The 22,649-nt window shown below is 64.0% G+C and carries 19 protein-coding genes; 5 read left to right on the forward strand and 14 right to left on the reverse strand.

The window, feature by feature from the left end:
* Positions 1-37: 37 nt before the first annotated feature.
* A complete protein-coding gene (locus tag JG746_RS11085) occupies positions 38-1,141 on the forward strand; it encodes a hypothetical protein (protein WP_202358161.1) in 1,104 nt (367 codons plus the stop codon).
* Positions 1,142-1,298: 157 nt separating this feature from the next.
* Here JG746_RS11085 and JG746_RS11090 read toward each other — a convergent pair whose 3' ends face one another.
* The 3 genes from JG746_RS11090 to JG746_RS11100 form a co-directional block, all read right to left on the reverse strand.
* Positions 1,299-2,246, reverse strand: a complete 948-nt coding sequence (locus JG746_RS11090) for a cation diffusion facilitator family transporter (protein ID WP_274609325.1) — start codon at positions 2,244-2,246, stop codon at positions 1,299-1,301.
* A 5-nt stretch (positions 2,247-2,251) separates the two neighbouring features.
* A complete protein-coding gene (locus JG746_RS11095) occupies positions 2,252-4,441 on the reverse strand; it encodes an anthranilate synthase (RefSeq protein ID WP_202358162.1) in 2,190 nt (729 codons plus the stop codon).
* Between the two features lie 96 nt (positions 4,442-4,537).
* The gene (locus JG746_RS11100; protein ID WP_202358163.1) at positions 4,538-4,693 is read right to left on the reverse strand and encodes a hypothetical protein; all 156 of its coding nucleotides are present in this window, start codon (positions 4,691-4,693) and stop codon (positions 4,538-4,540) included.
* A 69-nt stretch (positions 4,694-4,762) separates the two neighbouring features.
* Here JG746_RS11100 and JG746_RS11105 point away from each other — a divergent pair, with 69 nt between their 5' ends.
* The gene (locus JG746_RS11105; RefSeq protein WP_202358164.1) at positions 4,763-5,533 is read left to right on the forward strand and encodes an isocitrate lyase/PEP mutase family protein; all 771 of its coding nucleotides are present in this window, start codon (positions 4,763-4,765) and stop codon (positions 5,531-5,533) included.
* A gap of 1 nt (position 5,534) precedes the next feature.
* Here the strand turns inward: JG746_RS11105 and JG746_RS11110 are convergent, their stop codons facing one another.
* The 3 genes from JG746_RS11110 to JG746_RS11120 form a co-directional block, all read right to left on the reverse strand.
* Positions 5,535-6,590 carry a succinylglutamate desuccinylase/aspartoacylase family protein gene (locus JG746_RS11110; RefSeq protein ID WP_202358165.1) on the reverse strand — a complete coding sequence of 352 codons (1,056 nt, stop codon included), beginning with the start codon at positions 6,588-6,590 and terminating at the stop codon, positions 5,535-5,537.
* Between the two features lie 109 nt (positions 6,591-6,699).
* The gene (locus tag JG746_RS11115) at positions 6,700-7,875 is read right to left on the reverse strand and encodes an MFS transporter (protein WP_202358166.1); all 1,176 of its coding nucleotides are present in this window, start codon (positions 7,873-7,875) and stop codon (positions 6,700-6,702) included.
* 163 nt (positions 7,876-8,038) lie between these two features.
* Entirely contained in the window at positions 8,039-10,405 is a 2,367-nt protein-coding gene (locus tag JG746_RS11120; RefSeq protein ID WP_202358167.1) for a membrane-bound PQQ-dependent dehydrogenase, glucose/quinate/shikimate family, read from the reverse strand.
* A 173-nt stretch (positions 10,406-10,578) separates the two neighbouring features.
* Here JG746_RS11120 and JG746_RS11125 point away from each other — a divergent pair, with 173 nt between their 5' ends.
* Complete coding sequence (locus JG746_RS11125; protein WP_202358168.1) at positions 10,579-11,031, forward strand: MarR family winged helix-turn-helix transcriptional regulator; 453 nt, start codon at positions 10,579-10,581, stop codon at positions 11,029-11,031.
* 3 nt (positions 11,032-11,034) lie between these two features.
* On the opposite strand, the gene JG746_RS11130 is transcribed toward JG746_RS11125, so the two are convergent.
* Positions 11,035-12,411 carry an FAD-containing oxidoreductase gene (locus tag JG746_RS11130; RefSeq protein WP_202358169.1) on the reverse strand — a complete coding sequence of 459 codons (1,377 nt, stop codon included), beginning with the start codon at positions 12,409-12,411 and terminating at the stop codon, positions 11,035-11,037.
* Positions 12,408-12,869 carry a DUF4126 domain-containing protein gene (locus tag JG746_RS11135; protein WP_202358170.1) on the reverse strand — a complete coding sequence of 154 codons (462 nt, stop codon included), beginning with the start codon at positions 12,867-12,869 and terminating at the stop codon, positions 12,408-12,410. The genes JG746_RS11130 and JG746_RS11135 overlap by 4 nt, the downstream gene beginning before the upstream one ends.
* 139 nt (positions 12,870-13,008) lie before the next feature.
* Here JG746_RS11135 and JG746_RS11140 point away from each other — a divergent pair, with 139 nt between their 5' ends.
* Positions 13,009-13,566, forward strand: a complete 558-nt coding sequence (locus tag JG746_RS11140) for a sugar O-acetyltransferase (protein WP_202358171.1) — start codon at positions 13,009-13,011, stop codon at positions 13,564-13,566.
* Positions 13,567-13,582: 16 nt separating this feature from the next.
* Here JG746_RS11140 and JG746_RS11145 read toward each other — a convergent pair whose 3' ends face one another.
* On the reverse strand, positions 13,583-14,569 hold the full coding sequence (locus JG746_RS11145) for a GlxA family transcriptional regulator (protein ID WP_202358172.1): 987 nt from the start codon (positions 14,567-14,569) through the stop codon (positions 13,583-13,585).
* Between the two features lie 127 nt (positions 14,570-14,696).
* Here JG746_RS11145 and JG746_RS11150 point away from each other — a divergent pair, with 127 nt between their 5' ends.
* The gene (locus JG746_RS11150) at positions 14,697-15,341 is read left to right on the forward strand and encodes a cysteine hydrolase family protein (RefSeq protein ID WP_202358173.1); all 645 of its coding nucleotides are present in this window, start codon (positions 14,697-14,699) and stop codon (positions 15,339-15,341) included.
* A 70-nt stretch (positions 15,342-15,411) separates the two neighbouring features.
* On the opposite strand, the gene JG746_RS11155 is transcribed toward JG746_RS11150, so the two are convergent.
* From JG746_RS11155 to JG746_RS11175, 5 genes are all read right to left on the reverse strand, one after another.
* Complete coding sequence (locus JG746_RS11155; RefSeq protein WP_202358174.1) at positions 15,412-17,091, reverse strand: formate--tetrahydrofolate ligase; 1,680 nt, start codon at positions 17,089-17,091, stop codon at positions 15,412-15,414.
* A 394-nt stretch (positions 17,092-17,485) separates the two neighbouring features.
* Positions 17,486-18,610, reverse strand: coding sequence for a DUF2333 family protein (locus JG746_RS11160; RefSeq protein ID WP_202358175.1), 1,125 nt, complete (start codon positions 18,608-18,610; stop codon positions 17,486-17,488).
* Between the two features lie 162 nt (positions 18,611-18,772).
* Positions 18,773-20,074: a DUF6638 family protein gene (locus tag JG746_RS11165; RefSeq protein ID WP_202358176.1), complete on the reverse strand. Its 1,302-nt coding sequence runs from the start codon at positions 20,072-20,074 to the stop codon at positions 18,773-18,775.
* A gap of 109 nt (positions 20,075-20,183) precedes the next feature.
* On the reverse strand, positions 20,184-20,600 hold the full coding sequence (locus JG746_RS11170) for an endonuclease domain-containing protein (RefSeq protein WP_202358177.1): 417 nt from the start codon (positions 20,598-20,600) through the stop codon (positions 20,184-20,186).
* Positions 20,601-20,716: 116 nt separating this feature from the next.
* Positions 20,717-22,627, reverse strand: a complete 1,911-nt coding sequence (locus tag JG746_RS11175; protein ID WP_202358178.1) for an AAA family ATPase — start codon at positions 22,625-22,627, stop codon at positions 20,717-20,719.
* Positions 22,628-22,649: the final 22 nt, after the last annotated feature.

Here is a 22,649-nt window from a genome sequence, read left to right on the forward strand (position 1 = left end):
GTTGATGCTACGTCCTGTCGATGCGAGGAGAGGTCACATGACGTTCGGGGCAAGGGAATGGAAGACAATTGCGGGCGCCGGGCTTGGCGTTGCGCTGCTCGGTTTGCTGGCCGGCACAGCGGTCGCCGACGAGGCGCTCAAACTTAGGGAACTCAGCCCGAACGGGGCGGACGCCTGTTTCGGCCGGGTCTATGACGCGGGCCATCTCAAGGCACATCCGAAGCAGAAAGTGGCGCGGATATTCTTCTACTACGGCCATGATCCGGTCAGCCGGCCGAACGAGGAACCCACGGCCAATGCCGACACATCCTACAACGGTTTTCTCACCACCACGGTGCGTGGCGCCAAGGCGCCGGAATGGGCTGGCGGCTGGTGCAATCACGAATCAGAGGACGGCACTTCAGGCCCGATCCGTTGCGGCATGGATTGCGACCGCACGCTGGCCTCGCTGAAGGTCGACGACAAGGGCCGCTTGCTCCTCTCCGACCTGTCTTCCGACATCTATCTCGATCCGGACTCTGAGGAGCAACTCGGCAAGGCGGAATACAACAGGCAAGCGCTCGGCTCGGAGGACGACAATTTCCGCCTCGATCCGATGCCGGCGGCGACCTGCAAGGCGGAATTCGCGCGCATCGATCCCATCGATCCGGCGCTCGGAGACCCGTTGCGCGTGCGGCTGAAGCCCGACCAGCCGTTCTGCTACGGCCGCGATTACGATGCGGCGCATATGAGTTCGCATCCCGACCAGCTGACGCAGTCGATCCGGGTTTTTCGCGGGCCGGTCGAACTGGCGTCCTTCGCATCTGGCGGGGACGCCGCCAACTGGCCCGATGGTGCCGACATTGCCGTTTCGGTGACGACCAGAAAAAATGGGACCAAGGTCACGCAGACCTATTCCTGCCAGGGCGAGGCCGACCAGTGGCGTTGCGCGGCAAGCTCGAAGATGAGCGATTTTGCCTGCGACATCGCGCAAAAGGAAATCTTCCTCAAGCGCGGCGCAAACGGCATGATGATGCTGGCCAATCCCAACAGCAGCCTGGCAATCGTCGATCTCTGCTCGAAGGCGGCCGACGGCAAGACGAAGTCGGACGACAAGGTCTACCGGCTGGAGCCGATGCCGCAATCGGGCTGCGCACCTTGAGGCCTGCCGATATTCAGGTGATGCCGGCCTGCGAACGGCGACTTCCTGCGCTTCCGGTGCTCACGTACTTTAAAGTACGCTCCGCTCCGGTTCTCGGAAGTCACCATTCTCAACTCGGCCTGACCTGAATCTCGACAGGCCTCAGGCTAGCGCAAGGCTAAGCAAACGGAACGGCCGTCGTGCCCTTCGGCAGCTTGGCCTCATCATCTGGCTCGACATGGATGGTGACGCGCACCGAGGGGATTTCGGCTTTCAGTGCGTCTTCGATGCGGTCGCAGATGACGTGGCTGGCGCCGACCGACATATCGGCGTCGACAACCAGATGGAACTCGATGAAGGTGGCGCGGCCGGCGATGCGGGTCTTCAGGTCGTGCACCTCCAGCGCGCCCTTGCAGTTGGCCGAGATGACGTCGCGGATGCGCATATGTTCGGTGGTGTCGACGGCGCGGTCCATCAGCCCGTTCATCGATGAGCCGATGACGTGCCAGCCCTGCCACAGAATGTTGAGCGCGACGATGACGGCGAGTGCCGGATCAAGGATCTGCCAGCCGGTCAGGATTGCCCCGACCAGGCCGCCGAAGACGCCGACCGAGGTGACGACGTCGGTCATGATGTGATTGCCGTCGGCGACCAGCGCGGGCGATTTCTCCGCCCGGCCGACGCGGATCAGCATCCAGGCCCAGAAGGCATTGATGAGGGTGGCGACGCCGTTGACGGCGAGGCCGTTCCAGGGCCTTTCCAGAGGCGCCGGGGCTTGCCAGGAGCGCCAGACCTCGTTGAGGATCAACAGCGCGGCGACGACGATCAGCACGCCTTCGAGCACCGCCGAGAAGTATTCCGCCTTGTGATGGCCGAACGGATGATCCTGGTCGGCCGGCTTGTAGCTGACCTGGATCGCCCAGAAGGCGGCGACCGAGGCAATGACATTGACGATCGATTCCAGCGCATCCGAATAAAGCGCGACGGAGCCGGTGACGTACCAGGCGGCCAGCTTCAGCGCGAGCACGACAATGGCGACCACGATCGACCAGAAGGCAAGGTTGGCAACCTTGCGCTTCGCGGCCGCCTTGGCTGCGATCGCCATCGTGTTCTCGGCTTCGGCCATCGCGGTCAGGCTGCCTTTTCCTTGGCCTTGCGCGGCAAGTGAGCGACGATGTTCTCGATGATGCGCATGCCGGCATTGTGGCCGAGCGTCATGATCGATTCCGGATGGAATTGCACGGCCGCGATAGGCTCCTTGCGGTGCTCGAAGGCCATGATGATGCCGTCCTCCGTCTCTGCCGTGACGATGAAATCATCGGGAAGGCGCACCGGATCGGCGAAGATCGAGTGGTAGCGGCCGACGGTGACTTCCTTGGGCAGGCCGGAAAAGATGATGCCCGGCTTGGAGACGCGGATGCGCGAGGGCTTGCCATGCATGGGAATATGCAGCTGACGCAATTCCCCGCCATACGCCTCCGCCAACGCCTGCAGGCCAAGGCAGACGCCGAAGATCGGCAGGTCGCGGGCGCGCGCCCGTCTGATGGTGGCGGCGCAATCGAAATCCTTCGGCGTGCCCGGTCCGGGCGACAGCACGACGAGGTCCGGCTTCAGCCGCTCGAACACTTCCTCCGGCACCGGCGTGCGCACGGTCGAGACATTGGCGCCGGTCTGGCGGAAGTAATTGGCCAGCGTGTGGACGAAGGAGTCCTCGTGGTCGACGAGCAGGATGTTGACGCCGTCGCCGACGCGCGCGGTGGTGCGTTCGGTGCTGGCGGAATTTCCCGTCTTGGCGTCGCGGATGGCGGAGAGCATGGCAGATGCCTTCAGTTCGGTTTCGGCTTCTTCTTCCTCGGGAATGCTGTCGAAGAGCAATGTGGCGCCGGCGCGCACTTCGGCGATGCCGTCCTTGATGCGGATGGTGCGCAGCGTCAGGCCGGTGTTCATGTCGCCGTTGAAATTGACCATGCCGATCGCCCCGCCATACCAGGCGCGCGGGCTCTTCTCGTTCTGCTCGATGAAGCGCATGGCCCATAGTTTCGGCGCGCCGGTGACGGTGACAGCCCAGGCGTGCGAGAGAAACGCGTCGAAAGCATCCATGCCTTCGCGTAGCCGGCCCTCGATGTGGTCGACGGTGTGGATCAGGCGCGAATACATCTCGATCTGGCGGCGGCCGATGACGCGGACCGAGCCCGGCTCGCAGACCCGCGACTTGTCGTTGCGGTCGACGTCCGAGCACATTGTGAGCTCGGATTCGTCCTTCTTCGAATTGAGCAGTTTCAGGATCTGCTCTGAGTCGGAAATGGCGTCGTCGCCGCGCTTGATAGTGCCCGAGATCGGGCAGGTCTCGACCCGGCGGCCGTTGACGCGCACGAACATCTCCGGCGAGGCGCCGATCAGATATTCGTTTTCTCCGAGATTGATGAAGAACGAGTAGGGCGAGGGATTGATCGACTTCAGCTTGCGCGAAATCTCGGAGGGCTGGGTCTCGCAGCGCTCGTAAAACATCTGGCCGGGCACGACCTCGAACAGGTCGCCGCGCTTGAACGAGTCCATGGCCCGCCGCACAAGGTTGGCGTATTCGCCGGGTTCATGGTCGCCTCGCGGCGGGATGCGGTCGGCGGTCTTGAACGGCTCGGCGATCTCGTCGCGGGGCAGGCCTTCGGTCGAAAAACCCTCGCCCGAATAGTCGTAGCGGTCGGTCCAGGCCTTGGCCGAATAGTGGTCGACCACCAGGATCTCGTCGGGCAGGAACAGCACGAGGTCGCGCTGGCTCGGCTTGCGCTCGAGCTTGTAGTCGACCGGATCGAACTGGAAAGCGAGGTCGTAGCCGAAGGCGCCATAGAGGCCGAGATTGGCGTCTTCAGCGGTCCTGAACAAAGCGGTGATGGCGCGCAGCACGGTAAAGACCGAAGGCACGCGGCTGCGCTCCTCCTCGGTGAAGATACGGCCGGGCTTGGCGACGTCGAGGCGGATCAGCGTCTTCGTCGTCTCGGCGATGGTGATGTCGGCAAGGTCAGCCAGTGTCTTGCCGATGACTGGCAACAGCGCTTCGCCGCGACGGTTCAGCGCTTCGATGCGCATGGCGCGTCCGCGCGCCGAGATGACCAGCGGCGGATCGATGATGGCGGTATCCCAACGCGTGTAGCGGCCGGGATATTCGTAATTGGAGGAAAACACCGCGCCCCGGCGCGAGTTCAAGCCATCGACATAGGCGTCGATCGCACCCGCATAGGGCCGGTCGTGGCGCTCGCGCGTAATGGTGATGCCACCCGCGGTCACGAAGCTTTCAGCGCCGTTTTCCAGAACCTTCATCGTCATTGCCGTCTCCATCAGCTTGTTGGGGCAACGGACCCGGGACTGGCTTTGGAAAAACAAATGGCCGCCCGGACTTTCCGTTGCGGCCACCCTCTCTTTTCACGCACGCGCGTTCGAACAGGCCGCTGTCAGCAGGCCCACCACCAAACGGTCTTGGTCGAACGCATGTTCATGGGCGAAATCCATAGCGGCGAAAAACCGGATGCGCAACAGGTTTGAAACGTCTGCCCGGTGGCTGCCGCTTCCCGGGCTCATGGCACATCGCCAGCGCCGGTGGCGTTGCCTAGACTGCACATCCGACATCCAGAGAACGGGAAGACACCAATGACCGATCAGGCCGAGCGCGCGCGGACGTTCCATTCCCTTCACGTCAAGGGCAATCCGATCGTTCTCTACAATGCCTGGGATCCAGGCTCGGCCAAGATCGTCGAGAAAGCCGGCGCCAAGGCGATCGCCACCGGGAGTTGGCCGGTCGCGGCCGCCTTCGGCTATGCCGACGGCGAGAAAATCCCGCTGGACCTGGCGCTCGACAACATCAAGCGAATCGTCGCGGCGGTCGACCTGCCGGTGACCATGGATCTTGAAGGCGGCTACGGCATCGAGCCGGAAGTCGTCGCCCAGACCGTGACACGCGCATTGCAGGCCGGCGCCATCGGCTTCAATTTCGAGGACCAGATCGTCGGTGGCACCGGCCTGCACGACATCGCCGTTCAGGTGAAGCGGGTCGAAGCCGCCGCGGCGGCCGTCAAGGCGTCGGGCATACCGGCCTTCCTCAACGCTCGCACCGACATTTTCCTCAAGGCGAAGCCCGATGCGCATGACAGGGGACTGCTCGACCAGGCGATCGAGCGGGCGCATGCCTATGAAAAGGCCGGAGCAAGCGGCTTCTTTGCGGCAGGCCTGGGTGACGAGGGCCTCATCGAGGCGCTGTGCAAGGCCACGGCGCTGCCGGTCAACATCATCGCATTGGCGCATGTGCCGCCGCGCCAGCGGCTGGCCGAACTCGGCGTCGCCCGCATCAGCCACGGCCCGGTGCCTTACCGGCAGATGGCGGAGTGGCTGGAGGCCAAGGCGCGGCAAGCGATCTCGGGTTAAGTCAATCCTCCAGCGTACCTGACCTGGCGTCGGCGCTCTTCCTGTCGCCGACCAGCTTCAGCAGGTCCTCGCCGGCGCGGATGATGCGGCGCGAGCGGCGGGTCAGGATGATGCCGTCCTGCGGCGCGAACACTTCCGCGCGGCCATCGGCCTCGCCCGGGGCATGGACAATGGTGGCAAGGCGATCGCCCCTGGCGACGCGGTCGCCGGGCTTCACGTCATAGAGCACAGCGCCAGCCCGGGGAGCGGGCATCATGTCGATGTTTTCCAACGGGGCGACAACGCCCTTGAAAGGGCCGGGTTCGGAAAGCGCGCCGTCGGTGATCACGCCGCGCGCCACCAGCAGCCGGTAGAGGCCTTCGGCGTCGGCTTTGGCGAGGGCGCCATCGACGTCGAGGATGCCGCGATATTCGACCGTGGTGGCGACACGGCGGTCGAACTTCGCCACGTCGGCGGGAACGTTCTGGTAGGGCATGATCGAGGCGCCCTCGAAGGTGCCGTCGGTGTCCTCGCTCCACAACACGACCGCATCGACGCCCATGGCGGCGGCGCAATCGGCCATGGCAGGCCACAGGCTGGTGTGGATGTAGAGATAGGCAAGGCCCTCGTCGTCGCAGTGCAGGTCGAGCACGATGTCATGGCCGAGCGACAACTGCACCAGGCGTGACTTCAGCCGCTGGTCGGCGCCGCCAAAGGAGGTGTCGGGCAACAGCCTGGCGTCGGGCGCGGCAAGCAGCGGGAAGGCGCGGTTGAAATTGGTGCGGGTGCCCAGGTGAAAGCGGCCCTGGTGCTCGCCGAAATGATACTGCGCGCGGCCGATCGGGTTGGCCCAGGGCACGATGGTGATGTCGCCCTTGATACGGCCTTCGGCCTCGGCCTTGCTCAGCGCCGGCATCAGCGCGTCGATGGCGACGACCCCTGGCAGTTCGCCGGCATGGAGGGCGGCCTGCAGATAGGCCGAGGGCGCCGCCTTGTCGGCGCCCGTGAAGCGGAACACGGGAAATTCGTAGGAAACGCCTTCGCTGTCACCGGCGATGCGTTCGATCGATTTCTGCATGGCTTCCTCCATTAGAGCGATGAGACATGCCCATTTGAGGTATCGCTGTCGATTGGTCCAGCCTGCCGCGCTATGGGCGCAAGATTTCCGTCCCTCTGGCGATGGACGTCTATTCCGCGGCAGCCTGGAGCGGGACGGGCGCGCGCCGGTCCAGTGCTTGCGACAGCACCGCGACGGTGACCGCCAGCAGCGCGAGCACCGCGCCGACCAATGGCAGGTGGGCGTAGGAAACGCCGGCGGACAGGGCCACGCCGCCGATCCAGGCGCCGCCGGCATTGCCGACATTGAACGCGCCCTGGTTCAGCGTGGCGGCAAGGTTGGGCCCTTCGGAAGCCGCCTCGACGACGCGGATCTGCAGCGGCGGCACCACGACGAAGATGAGCAGGCCCCAGAGGAAGACAATGCCGATGGCGACGCTTGCAATGGCGCCGAACTGCATGAAGCCGACGAACAGCACCGCCATCAGAAGCAGCGTACCGATCACCGTCGGCATCAGCTTCCAGTCCGCCAGCCGCCCACCAATGATGTTGCCGATCGTCATGCCGGCGCCGAACAGCAGGAGCACCCAGGTGACTGCCGATGTGGACAGGCCGGACACGTCGGTCAGATATGGCTTGATGTAGGTGAACACGGCAAACAGGCTGGCCGAGGCCAGCGAGGCGATCAGCATCGCCAGCCAGACCTGCAGCCTGCCCAGCACCCGCAACTCGCCACGCAGGCCGCCGCCGCTCGGCTCCGTGACATCCGACGGCACCAGCCAGGCGATCGCCGCGACCGAGATCAGGCCGATGCCGACCACGGCGATGAATGTGGAGCGCCAGCCGAAGGCTTCGCCAAGGGCCGTGCCGGCGGGAACGCCGAGGATGTTGGACAGCGTGAGGCCGGCAAACATCAGCGCCATGGCGCTGGCGCGCTTGTTGCGCGGCACCAGGCTGGCGGCGACGACCGAGCCGATGCCGAAGAAGGCACCGTGGCCAAAAGCGGTGAAGACACGCGCCGCCATCAGCGTCCAATAGTCGGGCGCGATGGCGCAGAACAGATTGCCGATGACAAATGAAGCCGTCAGCCCGACCAGCACCGGCTTGCGCGGCAAATGCGCGGTGGCCATCGCCACGATCGGCGCGCCGAAGACGACGCCGAGCGCATAGCCGGTGACCAGCAGCCCGGCCGAAGGGATCGACACGCGAAGGTCGGCGGCGACCTCCGGCAGCAGGCCCATGATGACGAATTCGGTGGTGCCGATGCAGAAGGACGCAATGGCAAGCGCAAGGATCGGCAAAGGCATGGGGCGTCCAGACTGAATCGGTTCAATTTCCAGACTGCGCGAGTATCCATATCAGACGCAATGTCTATCGCTGCAATGGAGCAATGCAGAAAGCGGGGGGCAGATCGACAAACGGGGCGCCGAGGCGTCCCGTTTGTCGATCATCCGTGGAGGAACTTGCGGATCATTGCGCCTTCGGCAAGGCATAGGCGATGATGTAGTCGCCACGGTCGGGCGACTGTCGTGCGCCGCCCGCCGAGACGACGACGAACTGGCGGCCGCTTTCGGGCGAGGTGTAGGTCATCGGTGTCGCCTGCGCGCCGACCGGCAGGCGGCCTTTCCAAAGCTCCTCGCCGGTGGCGACATCGATGGCACGCAGATAGTAGTCCTGCGTGCCGGCATAGAAGACGAGGCCGCCCGCCGTCGTCACCGGGCCGCCGAGCGACGGCATGCCAATCGGGATCTGCAGGCCGGTCTTCATGCCGAGCGGGCCGGTGTCCTGCAGCGTGCCGGCCGGCACCTGCCAGACGAGTTTTCGCGTGTTCAGGTCGATGGCGCTGATCGTGCCGTAGGGCGGCTGATGGCAAGGCACGCCGAGCGGCGACATGAAGCCGTTCTTCAGCGCGCCATAAGGCGTGCCAAGCTGGGTGCCGAGGCCGTCATGCGCCGCCGAGGGACCATAATTGTCGGCCACGGCGCGCGGCAGCAACTCGACGAATTGCGGCATTCGGATATCGTTGACGATGAGATAGCCATTGGCCTCGTCGATCGAGGCGCTGCCCCAGTTCATGCCGCCATAATAGCCGGGAAACTGCAGCGAGCGTGTCGGGCCGGGCGGCGTGAACTCGCCCTCATAGCGCAGCCTCTTGAAGCCGATGCGGCAGTAGAGCTGGTCGAACGGCGTGGCGCCCCACATGCTGGCTTCGGTGAACGGCTGATCGCCGATCGAAGGCATGCCGACCGAATAGGGCTGGGTCGGCGACAGGAAATCCTCCTTGGCGCCGCCATCCTGAGGCACCGGCTTTTCCTGCACCTCGGCGATCGGCTTGCCGTCGCGGCGGTCGAGCATGAAGATCTGGCCGCGCTTGGTCACCTGGATCAGCGCCGGCACCTTGCCGCCCTTGCCGTCGGGCACATCATAGAGCGCCGGCTGAGAGGGAAGGTCATAGTCCCACAGATCGTGATGCACGGTCTGGAATTTCCATCGCTCGCGGCCGGTGGCGATATCGAGCGCGACGACCGAAGCGGTGTAATCCTCCGCCGCCTTGCTGCGCTCGGCGCCGAAGAAGTCTGGGGTGGCGTTGCCGGTCGGCAGATAGACGAGGCCGAGCGCATCGTCATAGCTCGGCGTCGACCAGACATTGGGCGTGCCGCGCGTGTAGCTCTCGCCTTCCGGCGGCATTTTGGTGATGGCGGGGTTGCCGAGGTCCCAGGCCCAGACCAGTTCGCCTGTCCTGGCGCTGAAGGCACGGATGGCGCCGGAGGGCTCGCCGGTCTCGACATTGTCCCAGACCCAGCCGCCGACCATGATCAGGTCGCGCATGACTGTCGGTGCCGAGGTCTGGAAATAGAAACCGGCCTTGACCTCGCCCATGCCTTGCTTGAGGTCGACAGTGCCGCCCTGGCCGAAATCCGCGCAGGGCTGGCCGGTCCTGGCATCGATCTCGATCAGCCGCGCGTCGATGGTGGTCATGACGATGCGGCCGGCACAGGCGGCTGGAGCGCCGCTGGCCACCGCATCGGCTGTGGGCTGGTAGTAGCTGACACCGCGGCAGCGCTGCCATAGTGGCGCCGAGGCCTTCGGGTCGAATTTCCAGCGCGGCTCGCCGGTCTCGGCGTTGAGTGCATTGACGATGTTTGTCGAAGAGCAGGTGTAGACGGTGTCGCCGATCTGCAGCGGCGTGTTCTGGTCCTCGGCGCCCTTGGCCGGGACGTCGCCGGTGCGGAAGGTCCAGGCGACCTTGAGGCCCTTCACATTGTCCTTGTTGATCTGGCCGATCGGCGCATAGCGGGTGCCGGCGGGCGTGCGGCCGTAGTGGCGCCAGTCGGTGCTGGAGGCCATCGCGGCGGCAGGCGCCGGCGCTTCGCTGGCGGGAGCGATGTTGCGGATGACGCCATGCGGCTGGAAGGCGTAGGCGGCGGTGGCGACCAGGCCGAGCACGAGGATGCCGGCAAGGGTGAAGGGTTCACGCTTGCCGCCACTGGAGGACGGGAACAGCGGCGCCAGCAGGAGGGCGATCACCGCAAGCACTGCCGGCGCGACCAGTCGCGGCACCAGCGGCCAGAAATTCAGCCCGGTCTCCCATAGAGCCCAGGCAATGGTGGCGAGGAAAATGAGGATGTACAGCCAGAAGCCGGCGCGACGGCGCAAGGCAAAGAGGAAACCGGAGACAATGATGCCGGCGCCGGCCAGCGCGTAATACCAGGAGCCGCCAAGCCCGATGAGCTGGACGCCGCCATAGAGCAGCGGCAGGCCGATGATCATCTGCACCAGGCCGAAAAGGACAAGCAGCCAGATGCCGCCGGAGCTGTTGGAATCTTGGTTCGCCATGTCGGTCCTCACGCTTTTCCGGTCGCGGTGCCTCGCGGTCGCGGCGGCCGAAAAGGGCCGTCAGGGCGATCTTTGGAGCTCGGTCGTCGGCTTCCGGTTTTTTGGCGACGGGGGCTTCGCCAGGGAAAAGAATTTTATCGCAACCTAATAGATAGCATGTTATCTTTTTCGCCATGCCCAAGCAAGACCTGGATCGAGCCAGATTTGGCCAACTCGTTATATCAGTCGCCAGGTTGTGGCGGCGCGCGGCCGACAAGGCACTCGACGATTGCGGGCTGTCGCATGCCACCGCCATGCCATTGGTGATGCTGTCGCGGTTGGGCGACAATCAGCGCCAGGGTGTGCTCGCCGATCATCTCGGCTTCGAGGGGCCGTCGCTGGTGCGCATCGTCGATCTGCTGGTCGAGGAAGGGCTGGTGACGCGCGCGGAGGACGCGGCCGACAGACGCGCCAAAATCCTGTCGCTCACCGATGCCGGGCGCAGCCGCGTGACCGAGATCGAGCGGTTGCTGGCGGTGCTGCGCGCCGATCTGTTGAGCGATGTAGGCGACGCCGAACTGAGCGGCGCCATGCTTCTGCTCGGCCGACTGGAAGCGAAGCTGACCGGACCGGATGCGGGGGACTAGACTTCAGGCCAGCGGCTTCAGCTCCTGGGCGATGGTGGGCAGCAGTTCCGAGACTGTGGGGTGGATGTGCGTCGCGCGCGCCAGCGTGTCGACCGGCGCCTTGGCGTACATCAAATCGAGCACGCAATGCACCGCCTCGTCGCCGCCGGGACCAAGCACGGAACAGCCGAGGATTTCCCTGGTGTCGGCATCGACGAGAATCTTCATGAAGCCTTGCGTCTCGCCTTTTTCGACGGCGCGGCCGACGCGGGTCATCGGCCGCTGGCCGACCAGCGCGCGGCGTCCGGATTTCCTCACCGCCGCCTCGGTCATGCCGCAGCGGCCGAGCGGCGGGTCGATATAGAGCGCATAGGCCTCGATGCGGTCGCTGACCTTGCGCGGATCATTGTCGAGCAGATTGGCGGCGACGATCTCGTAGTCATTGTAGGAGGTGTGGGTGAAGGCTCCCTTGCCGTTGCAGTCGCCCATCGCCCAGATGCCCGGCACGCTGGTGCGCAGCTGGTCGTCGACCGCGACGAAGCCGCGCTTGTCGACTTCGACGCCGGCTTTGTCGAGGCCGAGATCGTCGGTGTTTGGGGTGCGTCCCAGCGCCAGCAGCACGTGAGAACCGACAGCTGGCGGCTTGCCGGCAGAGAAGGTCACGGCGATATCGTTGCCCTGTTTGGCGAAGCCGATGTCGTCGGCGCCGACATGGACCGCGATGCCTTCGTTTTCGAGGATGGACAGGATGGTGGCCGAGACGTCCTCGTCCTCGCGGCCGGTCAGGCGCGGGCTCTTCTCGACGACGGTGACTTCCGAGCCGAAACGGCGGAACATCTGCGCGAATTCGAGCGAGATATAGCTGCCGCCGACGACGATCAGATGGCGCGGCAGGACCTCGAGATCCATCATCGAGGAATTGGTCAAATAGTCGATGTCGTGGATGCCGGGCAAATCAGGCACTGAGGCACGGCCGCCGGTGTTGAGGAAGATCTTGCCGGCGGTCAGAAGGTCGTCGCCGACGCGCACCGTATTGGCGGATTCGAAGCGCGCATGGCCGCGATAGAGCGTGCATTTGTCCATGCTGGCGATCCAGCTTTCCAGCCCGGTGCGGGAGGCGCCGGAAACCTTGTCCTTGCGCGCCTTGATCTTGGCATAGTCGACGCCGACAGGGCCACTGATCGTGACGCCATAATCGGCCGCGCGCCGCGCCAGATGCGCGGCATAGGCGCTCGCCACCATCGTCTTGGTCGGGATGCAGCCGGTGTTGACGCAGGTGCCGCCGACCAGCTTGCGCTCGATCAGCGCCACGCTCATGCCGGCTGCGTTCAGCCTGCCGGCGAGCGGTGTGCCGGCCTGGCCGGCGCCAATGATGATGGCGTCGAAATTTTTTGCCGTCATGCCACCGCCGCCACGATCAGCAGGCCGCCGATGATCGCGACCGCGTCCTCGATGAAGGCGGCGGGCGGATCCTTGCCGAAAGCGGCTGCCAGCCGGCCGCGCGCTTCGGCGCCGCCCAGCGTGCCGATGACCGCGCCGATGGCGCCGGCGATCAGGCAGACGATGGTGGCGCCACCGGTCGCGCCGATCACTGCGCCGGTGAAGGCGCCCATGATAATGCGGGCGCCGAACTGTTGCGGCACTTTACGGCTTGGCGTCGACGGCAGCTGGTCGGTGACGAGTTCGACGATGGCCAGGATCGTGAAGATGCCGACAGCGGCCCAATGGCTCATGAAGCTTGCCCAGGTGCCGGCAACCGGCAGCCAGCCCAGATACGCGCCCCAGGCGACCGCGGCCGGCGCGGTCATGGCGCGCAGACCGGCAATGACGCCGATCAGAAGTGCAAGAAGATAGAGCATGTTGATCCCCTCGATCACCGGGCCAGGACGGCCTTGAGACGGCAGGCTACCATAGGTCCAATATTTGACCAGTACTTGGATTGGCGCTTTTCTGCGGGACGCTACTATGCTCTGCAAAGACACCAATCGGAGATCCGCCATGGCTGGAAGCGAGCGCGCGAAGATGGCGGCCGGCGAGTGGTACACTTGCCTCGATGACGAGCTGGAGGCGCTGCGTGTTGCCGCGCGCGACGCGGTGTTCGAGCACAATTCGCTTCCGCCGCGGCAGCGCGGCAATCTCGGGCCGGGCCTGAAGGCATTGCTTGGCGGCGTCGGCGAGGGCGCCCGCATCGAGGCGCCGTTCCACTGCGCCTACGGCTTCAACATCTTTCTCGGCGACGGCGTCTTCCTCAACGCCGGCTGCACAATCCTCGACACGGCAAGGGTACGCATCGGCAAGGGAACGCTGCTCGGCCCCAATGTGCAGATCTACTGCGCCGAGCACCATAAGGAAGCTGCGGGTCGACAGGCGGGACTGGAGATCGCCAGGCCGGTCGAGATCGGCGCCCATGCCTGGATGGGCGGCAGCGCAGTCATCCTTGGCGGCGTCAGCATCGGCGAGGGCGCCATCGTCGGCGCCGGCGCGGTGGTGACGCGCGACGTGCCGGCAAACACGACGGTGGTCGGCAATCCGGCGCGGGCGGTCAAGCGCGGCTGAGTCCCGTTGCAAGCAATCAGGCACGCGCCATGCGTTCGCCCTGGTCTGCCTGTCTTGAGAATTCCCGCCGATACTGCGCCGGCGATGTCCGGAGCCTTGCGGCGAAATGCTGGCGCAGCGAGGTGGCGCTGCCGAAGCCGGCCTCGAAGGCGACGATGTCCATCGATTTCTCCGTGGCTTCCAGCAGGCGCTGCGCCAGTTCGATGCGCTGGCTGGTCAGCCAGTCGCCAAAACTGGTGCCGATCGATTTCTGGAAGCGGCGGGTGAAGGTGCGCCGGGTCAGGCCGGCGGTTTCGGCGACGCTGTCGAGGCTGTGCGTTTCGCCGAGCGTCGCGCGCACTGCGTCGAGCGCCTGGGTGAAGCGGTCGGCGTCAGCGCTCTTTGCAACGGGACGTTCGATGAACTGCGCCTGCCCGCCCTGACGGTGGGGTGAGAGCACGATGTGGCGGGCGAGCCGCAGTGCCACTTCCGCGCCATAGCGGGCGCGCACAATGTGCAGGCAGCAATCCAGCCCGGCGGCGACGCCGGCCGAGGTGACGATGTCGCCGTCATCGACATAGAGCACATCCGCATCGATCGAAATGTCGGGGTGCAGGGCGCGCAGCTGGTCTGTATAGGCCCAGTGCGTGGTCGCGTTGCGGCCCGAAAGCAGGCCGGCGGCGGCGATGGCAAAGGTGCCGAGGCACAGGCCGACGATGAGTGCGCCGCGCCTATGCGCGCGGCCGAGCGCCTCGTGGAGCGGCCTGGCGAGAGGGGCTTCGAGATCCTTCCAACTCGGGATGATGACAATGTCGGCATCGTCGAGCGCTGACAGACCGTGCGGGACAAGGATGCTCAGCCCGGCATCCGTCCGGATCATGCCTTGCTCGACCCCGCAGACGCGAAAGTCGAAGCGCGGCAGGCCGAGCCTCGTGCGGTCGGCGCCGAACACCAGGCAAGGCACGGAGAGATGGAACGGGCTGATGCCGTCAAAGGCGAGCACGGCAATGATCGGGGCGGTCATGGGCAGCTTCCAGTTGGGAAAGATCATTGTCCCAATTCTTTCGAATGATGTCAATCGGGCCACTTTTGACTGATCACGAAGCCGCCTATTTTCCGCCCATCGCAGTCAAGCCGGAAAGGAAAACACCATGTCTGTCTCAGCCAACACCACGCCGCGCCGCGCGCTCATCGTCGTCGACGTTCAGAACGATTATGACGGCGGCAATCTGGCCATCCAGCATCCGCCGTTCCGCGACAGCGTCGTCAATGTGGCGCGCGCCATGGATGCGGCTGCCGCTGCGGGCATCAAGGTGGTTGTCGTCAAGCAGATGGCGCCTGAGACCTCGCCGATCTTCGCCCGGGGCAGCCATGGCGGCGAACTGCATCCCGAAATCGCTCGGCGTGGCCGCGACCACTATGTCGAGAAAAATCTGCCCTCGGCCTTCACCGGTACCGACCTTGAGGCTTGGCTGCGCGCCAACGCCATCGATACGATCACGGTGGTCGGCTACATGACGCATAATTGCGACCTGTCGACCATCATCCACGCCGTGCATACGGGTTTTGCCGTGGAGTTCCTGTCGGACGCGACCGGCTCGGTGCCTTACGCCAACAGCGCCGGCTATGCCTCGGCAGAGGAGATCCACCGCGTGGTCACTGTTATCCTGCAGTCGCGCTTCGCCGCGGTGCTGAAGACCGCCGAATGGGTCGAGTGCCTGAAGACCGGCGCCTTGCCGGAGCGCGACACGATCTACGCCTCCAACCAGCGGGCGCTGGCGCGCAGCGCGGCTTAGGACCACTCCGCAAACACAAAGGGCGCCGCATCGCTGCGGCGCCCTTTGCCGTTTGGGATTTTGAAGGATTCTAGAACAGGCCTTCGATCTGGCCGGCCTCGTTGAGGAAGATCTTTTCCGAGGACGGCGCCTTGGGCAGGCCGGGCATGGTCATGACCTCACCGCAGATGATGACGACGAAGCCGGCGCCCGCCGAAAGCCTGACCTCGCGCACCGGCACGGTGTGGCCGGTCGGCGCGCCGCGCAGGTTCGGGTCGGTCGAGAAGGAGTACTGGGTCTTGGCCATGCAGACCGGCAGATTGCCGTAGCCGGCGTCTTCCCAGGCCTTGAGCTGGTCGCGCACCGACTTGTCGGCGATCGCTTCCGAGCCGCGATAGATGCGCTGGACGATGGTGTTGATCTTCTCGAACAGCGGCATGGCGTCGGGATAGAGCGGCGCGAACTGCGAGGCGCCGGATTCGGCCAGCGCCACCACCTTGTTGGCGAGATCCTCGATGCCGGCCGAGCCCTTGGCCCAGTGCTTGCACAAGACCGCCTCTTCGCCCATCGAGGCGACATAGTCCTTCATCGCCTGGATTTCGGCGTCGGTGTCGGAATAGAAGTGGTTGATGGCAACCACCGCCGGCACGCCGAACTGGCGGATGTTCTCGATGTGGCGGCCAAGGTTGGCGCAGCCCTTCTTCACCGCTTCGACGTTTTCCTTGCCGAGGTCTTCCTTCTTGACGCCGCCGTTCATCTTCATGGCGCGCACGGTGGCGACGATGACGGCGGCCGCCGGCTTGAGGCCCGCCTTGCGGCACTTAATGTCGAAGAACTTTTCAGCACCGAGATCGGCGCCGAAGCCGGCTTCGGTGACGACATAGTCGGCGAGCTTCAACGCGGTGGTGGTGGCGACGACCGAGTTGCAGCCATGCGCGATGTTGGCGAACGGGCCGCCATGGACGAAGGCCGGGTTGTTCTCCAGCGTCTGCACCAGGTTCGGCTGCATGGCGTCCTTCAGGAGCACGGCCATGGCGCCGTCGGCCTTGAGGTCGCGGGCATAGACCGGCGACTTGTCGCGGCGATAGGCGACGATGATGTCGCCGAGGCGCTTTTCCAGGTCCTTGAGGTCGGTCGACAGGCACAGGATGGCCATGACTTCCGAGGCGACGGTGATGTCGAAACCGGCTTCACGCGGAAAGCCGTTGGCGACGCCGCCGAGCGAGCAGATGATTTCGCGCAGTGCCCGGTCGTTCATGTCCATGACGCGGCGCCACACCACGCGGCGTGTGTCGATGCCGAGCTCATTGCCCCAGTAGATGTGGTTGTCGATCAGTGCCGAAAGCAGATTGTGCGCCGTGGTGATGGCGTGGAAGTCGCCGGTGAAGTGGAGGTTCATGTCCTCCATCGGCACGACCTGCGCGTAACCGCCGCCGGCGGCACCGCCCTTGACGCCGAAATTCGGGCCGAGCGAAGCTTCGCGGATGCAGACGATCGCCTTCTTGCCGATGCGGTTGAGGCCGTCGCCGAGGCCGACCGTGGTGGTGGTCTTGCCTTCGCCGGCAGGCGTCGGGTTGATGGCGGTGACCAGGATCAGCTTGCCGTCCTTGTTGCCCTTCACCGATTTGATGAACTCGGCCGAGATCTTGGCCTTGTCGTGGCCATAGGGCAGCAGATGCTCGGTCGGGATGCCGATCTTCTGGCCGATCTCCTGGATCTGCTTTTTCTTGGCGGCGCGCGCGATCTCGATGTCGGACTTCACTTCGGCCATGACGGCTTTCCTCTGGATTGAACGGTGGAGGGGACGGGGTTGATCTCACTCGCAAGCAGGTTGGAACCGGGCGCGCGGGCATGTTCTAACCCTGTCGCAGCCGTGGCGTCAACTTCCATGCAACTATGTTTCCTATAGAGAAAATTCTTCTGCGGCCGGCCGACCTGTCTTCGGTTCTTTCTGGCTCCGCTTGCCGTGCCGTATAGAAGCCAGAGCAGGGGCGCTTCCGCCGTCTCAAAACAGCCGCACAATGCACGGAATGCGACAGAGGCGACGGCGCAAATTCGCCATCGGTCGGCTAAAGCGCATCGCGCTTTAGCCTTTTGTTTTCATGCATGTCGTTTTCCCAAAACCGGGACCACTTTTGGGCGACATGCATTGCGGGTAAGCAGCCTTACTGCGTCAGCACGTTGCTGATTTCGACCATGTTGGAACGCACGCGCAGGATGTAGAAGCCCATCGTCGTCAGATGCGTCGGCAGCAGCCAGCCATCCTCACGGCCATTGGCGATGATGAAGGGCTGGATGCGCAGGGCCGAGACGAACTGCGCGTCCATCGTGTCCCACAGGCTCTGCAGGTGCTTTTCCTTGATGACGTCCTCGAAGTCGGCCTGGGCGCCCTTCATCAGGCCGTAATAGGCATAGAGCTGGCCATAGGCGAACCAGTAGCGGTCGTCGGCGCGGGTGTCGAACCAGCCATTGTTATGGTTCTCGGCACGCTCCTTGAGGATGGCGGAGGTCGAGCCGATGTCCGATGCGATGCGGTCGATATACTGCTTCAGATTGTCGGCGCGGGCATCGAACGTGGCCTGGCAAGTGGCAAGGCGGGCATTGAACGAGCGCAGCTTGCGCACGGCGTCGCGATAATAGCTCGGGGTCGGCGTCTTCGGGCCGAACGGGCTCACGCCGAAATACCAGGTGTATTCGTCGAACTGCAGATTGCCGCGCGCATCCTGCAGATCGGCATCGATCTGCGAGGTCGTGCGCACGCGGCCGAGATTGTCGGCGAGCTCGGTTGCCGTGCGCCGCACCGCCTGGTTGATGCCGCGCTGGAAGGACGCCTTGTTGTCCATCCACGGCGTGTTGTCCCAGTCGATGCCGAACAGGCCGAGCTTGTAGAGGATCATCGACGAGATCCAGGCATTCTGATTGACGTTGAAGTCGGTCAGGTCCGCCGCGATCTGGGCAATGCCGGAATTGCCGCAGGTCTTTGCCGTGTCGGTACCGGTGCCGGCGGCCACCTGCTCGCCGGCGGAAACATTGCGCTTCTCGAACGTGTAGCCGTCTGGATAGTTCGGGTTGAAATTGTTCCACCACTGGGTGGCGTAGAAGAAGTTGGCGTAAAGGCCGATCAGCACCAGTAGCGCCAGGCCGAGCACGGCCTTGAGGATCCAGCCGCGCTGCGTGTACCAGCGGCCCGCCCACAGGAACGGCCACAGGACGGCGCCGATCAAGAGGCCGATGCCGCGGCCGATCCACTGAAAGATCCGGGTGAAGAAATTGACGATCGGATCGAGCATGGCAGTGTCACCCCCTCAAAGCATGATGCCAAAAAGTTGCAGACTTTTTGGATAACATCATGCGCCAAAACAACTCAGCATGATGCCAAAAAGTTGCAGGCTTTTTGGATAACATCATGCGCCAAAACAACAAGTTAGAACGAAATGGCGGCTCATTTCGTTCTAGTCAGTCAGGCCGTAGAGGCGTGTGCGAAACGCCACCTTGTCCTTCAAATATGTGGTTTTCAGAACGTCCACAACATGCGACCGCCAGGCGTCGCTGAAGCCGTCATAGTCCTTGTAGAAGCCCTGCTTGTTGAAGATGTAGCGCGAGACGAAGTCGGTCGGCACGAAATCCGAGATCAGCCGGTTGGTCAGCCAGGCGTCGGGATGGTCCGGCTTGGCGCGGATCACCAGGAAGCGTTGCTGGGGGAAGACATCCTCGATCTTGAGATGGCCAAGCTGGGCGATCTCGCGCTTGGCGGCGTTGAGGAAGGGGAAATTGCCGTCCTTGGTGATCAGGTCGGCATGGCTCTGGATCCAGGTCTGCAGCCAGACCTTGTCGACATCGGTCAGATTGCGGTTCGGCTCGGCGTCGCGGATCAGCGCGCGCACCACCATCTCGGCCCGGTGCTCGAGATAGCCGGACGCTTCGATCCAGGAGGCACGGGGCAGTTCGATGCGGCCGGTGCTGGCCAGGAACTTGAACACCTTGTCGGCGTCGTTGATCGAGAGATAGCTGACCTGCCACGGCCGCGAGCGGCGAAAGCCAGGCGCGGCCGGATCGCTGATCACCGTCGTCATGTCGGGATCGACGAACACGTAGAGCCCGCCGAAATGGCTGGTCCAGTAGGCGTTGTGGCGGAAGATCACCTGGTCGGGGACCAGCGCGTTCTCTCTGATGTCGCCGCAGATCTTCGCCAGCTCCACCATGCGCGTCAGCATGGCGTTGTCGCGCCAGGCATCGGGCTCCTGCTTCAGCCGGTCGACCAGCTTGCCGAGTTCGGCGGCCTTGCCCAGAACGTCCTCGGCCGACAGCACCTTGAACTCGACCTGGTTGATCGACAGCAAGTCCTCGATGTCGTTGACCTTGGGAACGGAATCCTCGATCTCGCCGTAGATGACGTCCTTGATGGTCAGCGCGTCGATGGCGCGCTGGTTCTTGGACATGAACTCGAACATCAGCTGCGAGGTGTTGGAGAAGGCGGTGTGCACCACCGGCAGGTCGATCTGCGACGGCGTCAGGATGATGAAACGGCGGTTGACCTCGTTGGGATCGAGATAGTCAGGGTCGCCGCATTCGTCGGCGATCTCGGGCGAAAACCCGGTGCGGTCGATCTGGAAGCTTTTCAGCTTGGTCGGCGCGAGACCGAAGGCGGCCAGCGCCTTGTTGTAGCGCTGGATGAGGTGTGGCTCGTCGACGGGGAGCAAACGACCGTAGATGAGTTCGTTGTCGCGCAGGAGGTCGGGTTTTTTGGCGTTCATCTCGAAGAGTCCGAGAGGTCTTGCCTGACAGGTTGAAGCGCCAACGCTGACGTCCCCCTCTCCCCGTTCTTCACGGGGAGAGGGTAAGGGTGAGGGGCGGCACCGACAGTCAAGGATATGTCTCCCCATAGCTTTTTGCGGCGATGAATCGAAGCTCACTCGTCTCAATATGACGATCGAGGCGCTGTTCTATTGCCGCCAATATCGTCTCAAGCACCGCGTCTCGCTCCTTTAATACGTCGACGTTCCAAAAGCGGAGTACAGACCAATCACTTGAGACCATGAGGCGATCTCTCGTTTGGTCGTACTTGCTGTCGACATGCTGACTGCCGTCGACCTCGACAACCAACTGGCAGTCCCTGCAAGCGAAATCTGCAAAGTAGCGGCCTATTGGAAACTGTCTCACAAATTTGTGGCCGTTTAGTCTGCGGTCCCGCAACTCCATCCACAGTGCGTTCTCGGCGTCATTGTCTGACTGACGTAGACGTCGTGCTCGCCCTGTTGTTTCGATTTCTGGTCCACGCATGCGCTGCCCCTCACCCGTACCCTCTCCCCGTGAAGAACGGGGAGAGGGGGGCGTCAGCGCTGGCTCCTTGTCCTTCTACGGCGCGAAGGATTGTCCATTGACGTGGCGACGGAACCTTACGCATTCCAATTGCCCTTCTTCTTCATGTCCTCCATCTCGCGCGCCGCCCGCTCGCGAAGCCGCGCGTCGCGCAGCAGCTTTTCCACCGCGGCGTCGTCCGACTTGTCGGAATAGCGGAACTCGGAATCGGCGTAGCGGTTGATCTCCTGCATGACCATGTCCATCGAGAACGGACCGCGCAGATCCTCGATCATGGCTTTCTTCTCGTCATAGGTCTTGTGCATGAAGGCCTCCGGCTTCTCGAACCAGTCGTCGGGGAGTTCGATGTCCATGGCGCGCATCTTGATGGCGTCGGTGACGTTCTTGATGGCGCGGCCGGTGAAGCGCGGTTCGGCGTCCTTGATCAGGTGCAGGTAGGTGCCGATGTCGGCCATGGTCTTGGGCGCGCCGTTCTCCTTCATGTAGCGTTCATAGACCTTCATCAGCCCGTCCTCTTGCGGCTTCTCATGCTCCTCATAGGCCTCGGTCACGGCGCGCTGGATTTCCTGCGCGGCGTAGAGCTCGTGCTTGCCCAGAGGGATCTCGTGGTTCTTGCCGGCAAGCAGCACGAAGATGTCGATATAGTCGTCGCGGGTCTGCGGGCCGTCGACCAGCCAGCGGGCGCCGGCGCGCTGGCGCAGCGCGTCGTCGACATTTTCGGGATAGTTGGAGAACATGCCGAACGAGCAGTTGCCGCGCACGACGGTTGAAGCGCCGGCGAAGGCATCCATCAAGACGCCGGTGATTTCCTGCTGGCCGGCCGAGGCGCGGTCGTCGGAACGTCTGGCGGCCACCTGGTCGATGTCGTCGATGGTGCCGAAGCCGATGACGCGGGGATTGAGCACATTGTTGATGAACTGGCGGCAGTTCTGGCCCGACTTGCCCTGGTAGGACGAGATCTGGTCGACGCCGAAATTCTCGTAGGCGAAGGGATAGCCGGCGACCTGGCAGTAGCCGTTGACGAGGCCGGCGATCATCTGGATCAAAGTCGTCTTGCCGGTGCCGGGCGCGCCGTCGCCGATGAAGGTGAACAGGAAGCCGCCGAGCTCGACGAAGGGGTTCAGTTCGCGCTCGAAATCATAGGCCATCAGCATCTTGGCAAGCTTGACCGACTGGTATTTGGCGATGTGGTTGCCGACAACCTCTTCCGGCTTCTTGAAGGTCATCACCAGCGGCTTGGATCGCTTGCCCGGCGCGACGTCGAAGCCGTCGAGGGTGAAATCATCGGCATCGATGCGGATATGGGCGTTCTCGAACGGGCCGATGCCGTCGAAGCGGCCTTTTCTGGCCAGCAGCCCGTCGATGGCGACACGGGCAAAGGCGCGTGCCCGGATCATCAGGTCGGCGTCGTCCTTCGAGCCCGCTATCGCCTTGTCGAGGCCGGCGAGGATCGACTTCACCGCATCCTGCGGCGTGTCGAACAGGAAATCCGGCTCTGGCGTGTCGTTGGGCGCCTCGCCATCGCTGTCGATCAGCTGGAACAGATAGGAGGCGAGGCTGAAAGCCGAGGTGTAGGCGGAAGCGGAGAGAAGCCTCTTGAAGGCCGAGGCCTCGTCGCCCTCGAGCGGCGCGCGGGTGTTTTTCGCCTGCAGGCTTTCGAGGTCGGAGCCTTCGGCGAAGACATCCGATACTGCGAGCGCGATCGCCGTGCCGCGCCGGGCGCGAAACAGAAGCGTGTGCTGCGGGATGGTGAGCAACTGGTCGTCGGGATGGACGGCGCCGACGGTTTTCGTGAGCTCGACCTCGCGGGTGCGGCGCACCGAGCCGACCGAAACTGTCGAGACGAAGCGGCGGTTGGTGCCGGCCAAGGCCGTGCCGGATTCGCGTGAGGGATCCTCCAGCACGACGATGCGGGTGATGAAGCTCTGCGCGGTGGCGCGGTGCTTCTCGATCGCCGCTTCCGGGATGGTGGTCAGGCCGGTGTCCATGAAGGATGCTCCGTGGTGTTAC

Source organism: Mesorhizobium sp. 113-3-3, from assembly GCF_016756495.1.
GTDB lineage: Bacteria > Pseudomonadota > Alphaproteobacteria > Rhizobiales > Rhizobiaceae > Mesorhizobium.